Source organism: Dactylosporangium sp. NPDC005555, from assembly GCF_040605635.1.
In the GTDB taxonomy this organism is placed as follows: Bacteria; Actinomycetota; Actinomycetes; order Mycobacteriales; family Micromonosporaceae; genus Dactylosporangium.
Map to the genome: position 1 here is coordinate 132,412 of NZ_JBEXDG010000001.1, position 11,210 is coordinate 143,621.

The 11,210-nt window shown below is 70.3% G+C and carries 9 protein-coding genes and 1 other RNA gene; all 10 read right to left on the bottom strand.

The window, feature by feature from the left end:
* Positions 1-285 precede the first annotated feature (285 nt).
* The 10 genes from ssrA to ABZS58_RS00785 all read right to left on the bottom strand — a co-directional run bounded on the left by ssrA (position 286) and on the right by ABZS58_RS00785 (position 11,208).
* Positions 286-660, bottom strand: a transfer-messenger RNA (tmRNA) gene (gene ssrA / locus ABZS58_RS00740).
* 67 nt (positions 661-727) lie between these two features.
* Positions 728-2,146, bottom strand: a complete 1,419-nt coding sequence (locus tag ABZS58_RS00745) for an SRPBCC domain-containing protein (protein ID WP_354776144.1) — start codon at positions 2,144-2,146, stop codon at positions 728-730.
* Between the two features lie 69 nt (positions 2,147-2,215).
* Entirely contained in the window at positions 2,216-2,695 is a 480-nt protein-coding gene (gene smpB / locus ABZS58_RS00750; protein ID WP_354776146.1) for an SsrA-binding protein SmpB, read from the bottom strand.
* 55 nt (positions 2,696-2,750) lie between these two features.
* Positions 2,751-4,043, bottom strand: coding sequence for a M23 family metallopeptidase (locus tag ABZS58_RS00755; RefSeq protein WP_354776148.1), 1,293 nt, complete (start codon positions 4,041-4,043; stop codon positions 2,751-2,753).
* Between the two features lie 146 nt (positions 4,044-4,189).
* Positions 4,190-5,065, bottom strand: coding sequence for a permease-like cell division protein FtsX (gene ftsX, locus ABZS58_RS00760; protein WP_354776150.1), 876 nt, complete (start codon positions 5,063-5,065; stop codon positions 4,190-4,192).
* 60 nt (positions 5,066-5,125) lie between these two features.
* On the bottom strand, positions 5,126-5,806 hold the full coding sequence (gene ftsE / locus ABZS58_RS00765; protein WP_033367409.1) for a cell division ATP-binding protein FtsE: 681 nt from the start codon (positions 5,804-5,806) through the stop codon (positions 5,126-5,128).
* A 218-nt stretch (positions 5,807-6,024) separates the two neighbouring features.
* On the bottom strand, positions 6,025-7,140 hold the full coding sequence (gene prfB / locus ABZS58_RS00770; RefSeq protein ID WP_354776152.1) for a peptide chain release factor 2: 1,116 nt from the start codon (positions 7,138-7,140) through the stop codon (positions 6,025-6,027).
* 29 nt (positions 7,141-7,169) lie between these two features.
* Complete coding sequence (locus ABZS58_RS00775; protein WP_354776154.1) at positions 7,170-7,685, bottom strand: PadR family transcriptional regulator; 516 nt, start codon at positions 7,683-7,685, stop codon at positions 7,170-7,172.
* Positions 7,686-7,767: 82 nt separating this feature from the next.
* Positions 7,768-10,290 carry a protein kinase gene (locus ABZS58_RS00780; RefSeq protein WP_354776156.1) on the bottom strand — a complete coding sequence of 841 codons (2,523 nt, stop codon included), beginning with the start codon at positions 10,288-10,290 and terminating at the stop codon, positions 7,768-7,770.
* A gap of 96 nt (positions 10,291-10,386) precedes the next feature.
* The gene (locus tag ABZS58_RS00785; protein ID WP_354776157.1) at positions 10,387-11,208 is read right to left on the bottom strand and encodes a tryptophan 2,3-dioxygenase family protein; all 822 of its coding nucleotides are present in this window, start codon (positions 11,206-11,208) and stop codon (positions 10,387-10,389) included.
* Positions 11,209-11,210: the final 2 nt, after the last annotated feature.

Sequence of the window (11,210 nt, forward strand, 5' to 3'; positions counted from 1 at the left end):
CGCATGAGACGATGCAGGAACTGCTCGATCTCCTGCGCGACCCGCAGGAGCTGTACCGCCAGGCCGGGGTCAAGGCGCGGCAGGCGCTCAACCGGACGTTCTTCGACAAGGCCTACCTCGACGCCGACGACCAGGGGCCGTTCGTGGCGTCCGATGACCTCGGCGCCCAGGTCAAGCCGCTGGCCGAGATAGCCAGAGGCGGGGCCACCGATGTCGGTGACCCCGCCTCTGATGGCGATCTCCTCCGCGCCGCTCTTGCTGGCGCGGGTTCGATTACGCCCTCCATGGTGGAGGTGCCGGGAATCGAACCCGGGTCCTTCGTTGCTTTGCTAGGGCTTCTCCGAGCGCAGCTCGCTGTGTCTCTACTCGGCCCTACCGATCACGCGAGCGAGTCGGTATGACGGGTCCAGTCGCGATTAATCTCGCCGCACGAGCCCCGCGACAGGACTCGGTTGGCCAGCCTTCTAGCTGATGCCGGCGATCGGGTCGAAGGCGAACCCGGACCGACAGATCTACGACTCTTGCTTAGGCAGCGAGAGCGAGATCGGAGCGCTTGTAATTGGCGCTTATACTTTTCCGACGACTGATTCACGAGACAACGTCGGCTTCCTCGGCTCGCTTCCCCTAACGCGGCGCACAAAGTCGAAACCAGTCACCCCCGCGCGGGTGGTGTTGGCTGCCGCTCCCACGAGCGACTGATCCAGAGTAGCTCGTCCCGGCCAGCTTTTCATCCCGATATCTGGGTGCACGGGCGGGCGTCGATGGTGCAGTCGAGGGGGGTGTTGCGCACGCCCAGGCCCTGGACCTCGAAGCGGAGGCTGACGGAGGCGCCGCCGGGGACGGTGCGGGTGCTGTCCACAGGGGTGAAGATCACTTGTAGGCCGGTGCGGGTCATGACGGCGCCGTCGACGTTGCGGACCGTGAGGTCGAGCAGGGGCAGGGTGACGGCGACGGTCCAGTCGGTGGCCGGGGCGGTCGCCGGGTTGGCGATGGTGATGGTCACCCGGTAGGAGGTCAGGGTGAGGTCCTCGGCACGGGTGCGCGCGGTGAGCTGCGGCGCGGCGGTGCTCGACGCGGGGGCGGCCGAGCCGGACGGGACGACAGCGGGCGCGGAGCTCGCCGAGACCAGGGCAGGGCGCGGCGATCGTTCGGCGGGCGCGGCCGGGAACGTGGCCTGGAGTGGACCTTCGACACCGCCGCCGGTGCGCGGTGGCTTGGCCGGGTGCGGCGCGGTGGCCTTGCCGACGAGCAGGGCGATCATGGCCAGGAGCAGCAGGACCGCGGCTGCGGCGGCGACGGCCTGACTGCGCCTGTCCGCGGACCAGTCACGCGCGGTGACCAGGCGGCGCCAGCTGCGGCGTACAAGAGCGAAAAATGCCGATGCGGCGCCGGTACCGAACGTGCCCAGCCCCCGGATGCCGGCCCCCGGCCGCGTCGACCGATGACTCGCGGCGCCGGGCAATGGGTCACTGGTGCGGGCGGCGGGAATCAGCGGCGGAGCGGGCACCGCGGCGACGCCGGTCGCCTTGGCGCCCAGGACTGCGGCGGCGAAGCCCGGCATGGTCGTCGTCGGCCGCGGCCCCGCGGTGGAGGGCCGCTGCGAGCTGAGCCCCGGCGCGGAGCGGCTCGGCGCGTTGGGCTGGCGCGGCAGCCGGTTGAACGGCCCGCCGTCGTTGCGCCGGACCACCGTCGCCGGATCGGCGAGCGTGGCGGCGGCAGAAGACGCGGGCGGCGCGGCCTGCTTCGCCAGGGTCGCCGCGAGCGGGCCCTCGAACAGCCGCTGGAACGTCCCGCGCAGTGTCCTGCGCCGCATCGTCCCCTGCGGGCCCAGGAACCCGCTCTGCGTGAAGGCCAGCCTGGTCCCCCCACCGGCAACCTCGTCGAGGACGACCGCGACGACCGTGTGCAGGTTTTCCCCGGACCAGCGCATGACGATGCGGTGCGGCGCCTCGGTGGTGACGATCTCGCCCTCGATCGGGTCCTCGAGACCGGCGAGCGCGGCCGCCTGAAACGTGAACGTGCCGTCCTCGCGGATCATGAAGCGGGTCGTCGGCAGCCAGTCGGTGACGAGGTGGGCCTCGGTGAGCGCGCGCCACACCGCGGAGGGCGGGTGCTCGAGGTCGACATCGACCCGAATCTCGGTCACGCACGGACTATATGGCCTGTACGCATTGCTCGCCCGCCCGTCGGGCATTACTCAGCCAGCGGGGTCGATTTACTCGGATCTGCCCTTGTTGCGACTGCCCATGACGCGAGAGATCTCCCGCTCGGCGTCACGTTTCGCCAGGGTCTGGCGCTTGTCGTAGGACTTCTTACCGCGGGCGATGCCGATTTCCACCTTGGCCCACCCGTCGGAGAAGTAGACCGAGAGCGGCACCAGGGTCAGGCCGCTCTCGCGGACCTTCGTGCCGATGCGGTCGATCTCCTGGCGCTTCAGCAGCAACTTCCGGACGCGACGGGGAGGGTGGTTGGTCCAGGTGCCCATCGTGTACTCAGGGATGTGCATCGCATGGAGGAACACCTCGCCGTCGGAGATCTGCCCGAAGGCGTCGACGAGCGAGCAGCGGCCGGCCCGCAGCGACTTGACCTCGGTGCCGGTCAGCGCGATGCCGGCTTCGAGCGTCTCGAGGATCTCGAAGTCGTGGCGCGCCTTCCGGTTGGACGCGACGACCTTGCGTCCCTTTTCGCGCGGCATCGACCCCTCCAGCAATCTTGACAGGAGTATCAGCGTATCGCGTTGAGCAACCGGGTTAGCACAAGCAACCGGGCAGCCAGGACAGCGGCTGCACGGGGCTGCCGTTGAGGCGCACCTCGAAGTGCAGGTGGTAGCCGGTCGAGGCGCCGGTGGTGCCGACCCGGCCGATGACCTCACCGCGGTGCACAGCCTGCCCGACGCGGACGAGGATCTGCGACTGGTGCGCGTAGCAGGTGGCCAGCCCCTTGCCCTGATAGAGGCCGTGGGACACGCAGGTGTAGTTGCCGTTGCCGCCCGCCCAGCCGGCCCGGACCACCTTGCCGTCGGCGGCGGCGAGGATCGGCTGCCCGCCGCCGGCCGCGACGTCGATGCCGGCGTGCAGCTGGTACACCTTGTAGACCGGGTCGAAGCGCATGCCGTAGTTGCTGGACTTCCAGCCGTGCACGGGCATCAGGAAGAAGGCCCCGGTCTTCGGCGGGAGCGCGGTCGTGAGCGGCGCGCCGCCGGTGCTCGGCCTGCCGGCCGCCTTGGCCGCCTTCGCCGCGGCCGCAGCCTCCGCCGCCGCGGCGGCCCGCAGCTCCGCGGCGACCCGGTCGCTGTCGACCTTGAGCTGCTGGTAGCGGGCGAGGACGGCGGTGCGCTCGGAGCTGGCGACGGCCTCGGCCTGGGCGCTCTTGTCGATCAGGATCTTGACGTCGGCGGCGGCCTGCTCGGCGCCCGTCTGCGCGGCCATACTGTCCTGCAGCGCCTGACGGGTCTGTTCGGCCGCCTGGCGGGCCTTGTCGCGGGCCAGCTCGGCGACGTCGGAGCGCTGCTTGGCGGCCATCCTGGCGATGGTCAGCTCGTCGAGTGCGCGCTGGTTCTCGGCGGCGACCCGGTCGAGGTAGGAGATGCGCAGCGCGAGGTCGTTCGGCGAGCCCGACTCGAGGATCGAGTTGAACATGGCGAAGCCGCTGCCCTTGTACGCCGCCGCGACGAACGCGGACACGTGCTCGCGGCCCTCCTCGACATCGGCCTTGGCGCCGTCGTACTCGGTGTCGGCGGCATCGACCACGGCGTCCGCGGCGTCACGGTCGCGCTGGGCCTGCCGGGCGGCGGCGTCCGCGGCGATGACCCGGCCCTTGGCGACCTCGAGGGCCTCCTCCGCGCCGGGCAGTGCGGCGGTCGCGGCGGCATGGTCGGCGGCGGCCTGCCGCGCCTTGTCGGTGGCGGCTTCGAGCGTCGCCTGCGTCTCCTGGATCTGGCGGTCGATGCGTGCCTTGTCGTCGCGGGCGTCGGCGTGCCCGGCCGTGCCGCTGCCGAGCAGCACGACAGCGGCGATGGCGCAGACGATCCTGATCCGGTTCACATAACCCTCCAGTACCACTTGAGGGTTACCGTACGCAGCTAAAGGCGCATAAGTCCGGATTTCAGGTGAAACAGGAGGGTGTGGCGTGGCGCGGACACACGAAAGGGGGCGGACCGGATGGCCCGCCCCCTTTCGAACGAAGAACCTCAGACCCGCACGTAGAACCGCAGGGTGACCCAGGCGGTGACCGCGCTGACCAGGCCGCCGGCGCCGGCGAGGACCGGCAGCATCAGCCAGATGCTGCCCCAGTCGATCGGCAGCAGCACATTGGCCAGGGCCTTGAGCGACCCGTCGATGAAGAAGAACTTCGCCGCCACCAAGCCGCCGAACGCCAGCAGCGCGCCGAGCAGACCGGCAAAGACCGCCTCCAGGACGAAGGGCAACTGGATGAACCAGTTCGACGCGCCGACGAGCTTCATGACCGCGACCTCACGGCGCTTGCTGTAGGCGGCCACCTGGATGGTGTTGGCCACCAGGAGCAACGCCGCGGCGCCCTGGATGATGGCGACGGTCAGCGCGAGGGTCTGCAGGGCGCCGAGCAGCTCGAAGACCTTCTTCAGCAGCTCCTGCTGGTCGACGATGTCGCTGATGCCCTGCTGGGACCGGATCTCGTCCTGAAGGTCCTTGACCTTGGTCGGGTCCTTCAGCTTCACGCGGTACGACTCGGGCAGCGACTCCTTCTTCGTCGCGTTCACCAGGTCGGGCGCGTCACGGAACTGCGTCTTGAACCGCTCCCATGCCTGGTCCTGGGTCTCGTGCTTCACGTCCTTGACGAGAGCACTGCCCTTGAGTGCGCCTTCGATGTTGGCGCGCTGCTCGTCGGTGACGTCGGCCCTCAGGAAGATGGACACCTCTACCCGCTGGTAGAAGAAGTCCTCCATCTTGTTGACCTGGAAGAACAGCAGGAGGCTCGCGCCGAGCATGGTCAGCGACACCGTCATCGTGATGATCATCGCGATGGTCATGGTGACGTTTCGCCAGAGCCCGGTCAGGACCTCGGACAGGACGTACTTCAAGCGCATCGGGTGGGGTTCCTTCCCAGCGGACCCGGCAAAGTCAGGAGTGGACTACGGCGGAACGTGTCAGCCGTAGACACCACGCGGCTGGTCCCGCACGATCCGGCCGCTCTCGATCTCGACGACCCGCCGGCGCATCTGGTTCACGATGTTGGAGTCATGGGTGACCATGACGACCGTGGTCCCGGTCCGGTTGATCCGGTCGAGCAGGCGCATGATCTCGATCGACGTGTCCGGGTCGAGGTTTCCGGTCGGCTCGTCGGCGAGGAGGATCAGCGGCCGGTTGACGAACGCGCGGGCCACGGCGACACGCTGCTGCTCACCACCGGACAGCTCGTGGGGGTAGCGGTGCTCCTTGCCGCCCAGGCCGACGAGCTCGAGCACCTCGGGGACGACGCGGCGAGCGACGCCCTTCGACTTGCCGATGACCTCGAGGGCGAAGGCGACGTTCTCATACGCGGTGCGGTTGGGCAGGAGGCGGAAGTCCTGGAACACGCAGCCGATCTGCCGGCGGAACGCCGGGATGCGCCACGAGCGCATCGAGGTCACGTCGCGCTCGTTGACGACGACCTTGCCCTTGTTGGGCGTGACCTCATGCAGCAGCAGCTTGATGATCGTGGACTTGCCTGAGCCGGAGGGTCCGATGAAGAAGACGAACTCGCCCTTTTCGATGTTGACGGAAACATCGTCGAGTGAGGGGCGGGACGCCTTCGGATACGTCTTCGTCACGTGGTCAAGCCGAATCACGGGACGTGAGTCTACGCGGTGTGACATCCACGCCAAGTACACGAAGTGCGTCGCGCGGCGTTTGCCCTAAATGCGAACCCGAAGAGCTGACCCGAAGTGCAGGGCAGCGCTGGATTCCGGCCGCGAGTGTGACGTACGCCTCACTCACGGCCCACACCTGAAGTTCACCGAAGGTGATCGCCGCACTCCAATGCGATGATCATGCACTCCCGGACGGGTCACGCGGGGTTGAGCTCCCGCTGCTTCCGCCACCGGATGCCGGCGTCGATGAAGCCGTCGAGGTCGCCGTCGAAGACCGCGGACGGGTTGCCCGTCTCGTGCTCCGTCCGGAGGTCCTTCACCATCTGGTACGGGTGCAGGACATAGGACCGCATCTGGTCGCCCCAGGAGCCCTGGACGTCGCCGCGCAGCTCATTCATGGTCGCCTTCTCCTCGGCCCGCTTCACGGCGAGGAGCTTGGCCTTCAGCACGTTCATCGCGGTCGCCTTGTTCTGGATCTGCGAGCGCTCGTTCTGGCACGACACCACGATGCCGGTGGGCAGGTGGGTCAGGCGCACCGCGGAGTCGGTCGTGTTGACGCCCTGACCACCGGGGCCGCTGGAACGGTACACATCGACGCGCAGGTCGTCGTCGGGGATCTCGACCTCGTCGGTCTGCTCGACCACCGGCACGACCTCCAGCGCGGCGAACGACGTCTGCCGGCGCCCCTGGTTGTCGAACGGGCTGATCCGCACCAGGCGGTGCGTGCCGGACTCGACGGACAGCGTCCCGTAGGCATACGGCGCCTTCACAGCGAACGTGGCCGACTTGATCCCGGCCTCCTCCGCGTATGAGGTGTCGTAGACGTCGGTGGCGTAGCCGTGCCGCTCGGCCCACCGCAGATACATCCGCAGGAGCATGTCGGCGAAGTCCGCGGCGTCGACGCCGCCGGCGCCCGCGCGGATCGTGATGAGGGCCTCGCGGGCGTCATACTCGCCCGACAGGAGGGTGCGGACCTCGAGGTCCTCGATCGACTTCGTCAGCGCGGTGATCTCGTCGGCGACCTCGCCGAGCGAGCCGGCGTCGTCCTCGGCCTGGGAGAGCTCCAGCAGCACCACGGCGTCGTCGAGCTTGGCCCGCAGCCGCTCCAGCTTGCCGATCTCGCCCTGCACATAGGACAAACGGGACGTGACCTTCTGCGCGGCGACCTGGTCGTCCCACAGGTTTGGCACGGCGGCGGCCTCTTCGAGCTCGGCCTTCTCCTTGCGGAGCCGGTTGAGGTCGATGACGGCCTCGATGTTGCGCAGGACGACATCAAGGTGCTTGAGCGATTCGGCGTGGTCGAGAGCGGTCACCCTCAAAGACTACGCCGAAGCCCGCCCGGCTATTTGCTGGGCGCGCCCTTGAGCCAGGCGAGGGCCGCCTTGTGATATCCGACGGCGAACTCCAGCGACGCGGCAAAGAACTCGTCGCCGGACTTCTTCGCCTCTTTGGCCATTTCCCGCGCCTCGGTCAGCGCCGCATTGTGGTATTCGGCGGCGTGCGCATAGACCTGCTGCAGTTGTGCGCCCGTCTGCTGCACGCCGAACGCGACACGCAATGCGACGGGATTGCGCAGCGCCTCACGACCGGCGGGCTCCGACAGCCAGCGGGTGAATGCGCGCTTCCCGGCCGGCGTGATCGCATAGGGCTGACTCGACCGCGCGCCCGGCTTGCCGAGCTTGACATAACCGGCGGCGGCGAGCGCCGGGAGCTCGCGATAGACCTGGCTTCGCGTCATCGACCAGTAGGCGCCCAGGCGTCGCTGCGCGGCGGCCATGAGCTGCCCGCCGGTCATCGGCCCCTCGTGCAGCAGACCGAGCAGGGCCGCCGCGGTCGCGTTGACTCCGTTTTCCGCCATGCGCCCTACGCTGTCATCTTTCTCGGGCCCAGTCCAGGATTTCGACAAATCCACTGTCGACTGTCGCGTCGCGACTGTCGAGTTAGGACGGAAACTTCGGGGGCGGCGGAAAGGACGGCATCGTCGGGAACGGCGGCAGCGGATCACCGATACCGGGAAGGCTCCGGGTCGCCGACGGCACCGTCGACGGACGCTTCGTGGGCGGTTTCCCGGTCTCGCCCGGCGCGGTGGAACCCTCCACCGGAGGCGCCTCGGAAGCCTCTCCGGAAGCTCCCCCCGAAGGCGCCTCGGAAGGACCCGCCGAAGGACCCGTGGAAGGCGACGGTCCGGCGCTCGGCCCGCCGGCGGGCGTGGTCACGTTCACCGGCGTGGGCCTGCCACCGTCGGACGCGCCGGCCATCAGCACCACGCCGACGCCGAGCAGGACGAGCAGCAGCACGGCCCCGCCGACCAGTGCCAGGACCTTCCGGTCGGATCGCCGGGCCGGGGCGTCGGCGGACAGGCCGGTCGCGCCGTCGCCGGCACCCTCCTCCCCCGGCTCGTCCGTGGAGGCGCGCAGCCAGGGCAGCACGTCGGGCGCGACGGCCGGCTCAGGGGTCTGCTCAGAAGTCCGCGGCGGCGTCGGTACGGCGGAAGCCAGCACCTCGGTCCGGGGCTCCTCGGCGGCGTCCCACGGGTCGGCCGGTGCGTCGGCGACCACCGCGGGTCCGGCGAAGACCGGGTCGGCGGCCATCGGCGCCGGGATGTTGCCGGCCCCGGGCAGCACGGGCCACGCCGCGTGCACGACGACGTCGGTGGACTTCTCCTCGGCCGGGGCCGGGGTGGGCTCGGCGGCGGAGGCGGCCACGCGGGCGTCCCCGCCGGGATCGGTCCCTGCCAGGACGGCGCCGGGGGTCTCGGCCCGCTGCTGCGGGATGCCAGGCGTGAGCACGACCGTGAACGCGTCCGGGGCGGGTGCCGCGGCCTCCTCCACGACCGGCGCGGCGTCCCCGTCCGGCGGGTCGCCGCCCCAGAGCGGCACATCGGTCACCAGCGCGGGCCCGTCGCCTTCCACCTCACCCGGACGGTCCTGCTGAGCCACCACTCCCTCACCGACGGCGACGACCTCGTCCGAAGCGGTGACCTCGGCCAGAGCGGTGACCTCGTCGGAAGCGGCAACCTCGGCCGAGACGGCCTGGGCCGCAGCAGCGACCTCGTCCGGAGCCGGAGCCTCGCCCGGAGCCGGAGCCTCGCCCGGAGGGACAGCTCCGGCAGGAGCGGTGACCTCGTCGGAAGCGGCGGTCTCGGCCGGAAGGACGGCCCCGGCCGGAGCGGAGGTGGCGGCCGGCGTGGCGAGCGCGTGCTGCAGCGCGGCGAGAGCACCACCGGACGCGCCGCTCACCGGCTCGGCGAGGACGACCTCCGCGGTCGGCGGCTCCACGGCGGGCACGATGACCTCGGTCGGCGGCTCCACAGCAGGCACGATGACCTCGGTCGGCGACTCTTCCGCCGCCCCGGCAGGAGCGACGGGAACGGCCGGAGCGACCGGAACGGCTGGGACGACCGGAACGGCTGGGACGACGAAGGGCCCCTGGGCCAGGGTGGGCATCTCGGCGAGCGGCAGCCCGTTGGGCTCCGTCGGCAGGTCCTTGATCGGCACGGCCATCATCAGCGCCGCCGACGCCGCGGCCGGTGAGGTCGGCGCGGTCGGCAGCGGCACCCAGTCGACGCGGCGGACCGGCGTGGACATCGGCGCGGTCTGCTCTGCGGAGCGGACCCAGAAGGTGACCGCCTCGGCGGGCAGGCGCGGCAGCGGCTCGAAGCCGTCGAGGGCGCCCTCCGCGACCCGCAGCCGCCCCACGATCGACGCGGCCGCCGGGCGCATGCGCGGGTCGAGCTCCATGCAGGCCTCGATGATCGGCCACAGCGCCGCGGGCATCCCGGGCGGCGGCACGGGCACACAGTCGGCGTGCCGGCGCAGGACGTCGTTGGGGGATCCGCCACGGTACGGGCTGCGACCGCAGATCAGCTCGAAGAGCACGACACCGAGCGCGTAGACGTCGGAGGCGGGGCTGGGCAGTCCACCGGCGACGACCTCGGGCGCCACGTACTCGGGCGTGGCGTGGGTCGGGCCCGCCGGTTGGTCGAGGCGGCGGGCGACGCCGAAGTCGGCGAGGCGCACCGGGCCGCCGTCGAGCGGGACGAGCAGGTTGCCGGGCTTGACGTCGCCGTGGACGATGCCGGCGGCGTGGACGTAGGCGAGCGCGTCGGCGACCTGCGCGACGACCTCGGCCGCGGCGGCGGGCGGCAGCGGCCCGTCGGAGCGCAGCCGGCGGCGCAGGTCAGGGCCGGTGACGAGCTCCATGGCGATGGCGAGCAGGCCCTTGCCGGTGATCAGGTTGTGGACCCGGATGACCGACGGGTGGTCCAGGCCGGCGAGCAGCTCGGCCTCGCCGAGGAACCCGTCGACGAGCTCGGGCACCTCGGCGGCCTCGGAGCGCATGACCTTGACCGCGACCCACTGGCCGGTCTGCTCGTCGTACGACCGCCAGACCGCGCCGATGGCACCCCGGGCGACCTCGGACTCGAGCCGGTACCGGTTGCCGAGCAAGGTCTTCGTTTTCATCGCGGACCCCTCCCCATCACCTAGGACGGTAGGCCCGCGTCGATGCCCCGCGACGGACCGGGTGGGTCGGTTGGCACAAAGAAGGGAGTAGTGCCGCTACATGTGCGAGCGCAGCTCCCACAGCTCCGGGTAGAAGCGCAGCTCGACCCGGGACCGCAGGTAGGCGCCGCCGGCGCTGCCGCCCGTGCCGGCCTTGGTGCCGATCTGGCGCTCGGCCATGAGGACGTGCCGGGCCCGCCACAGCGACCACGCCTGGTCGTGGGCGACCATCGTCTCCGCGAGGTCCCAGAAGCGGCCGTGGTGCTCCCGGTCGCGGGAGATGGTGAGCAGCGACTCGATGCGGTCCTCCTTGGTCGCGACGGCGAAGCCGGCCTTCTCCAGGCTGATCAGGAACGCCTCCCAGACGCTGGGCTCGTCGAGCCGGCGGTTCAGCCGGGAGGTTTCAAGATCGGACAGGCCGCGGAAGCGCTGCAGGTACGTCGGATCCTTCATCCCGGAGAGGAACTCGATCTCCCGGAACTGCGCGGACTGGAACCCCGACGCCGGGGACAGCTTGTTGCGGAAGCGCAGGAAGTCCTGCGGGGTCATCGTGTCGATCACGTCGACCTGTCCGACCAGGACCCGCTGGATGGCGAGGCAGCGCTCCAGGCGCACGCGGGGCAGATAGGTCTCGCCGACCATCAGGCGGTCCCGGGCGTCGGTGAGCTCGTGGAGGATGAGCTTGAACCACAGCTCGTACACCTGATGGATGGTGATGAAGAGGAGCTCGTCGTGCGCGGCGGGATCCGACTCGGGGACCTGTGCGTCGAGCAGACCGGACAGTTGCAGGTAGTCACCGTACGTGAGGCGGCCGCCCTGCTCCCCGAAATGCGCGTCCTGCCAGAGCTCGTCGGCGTTGCCGGGCGATGGGTTGGTCACCT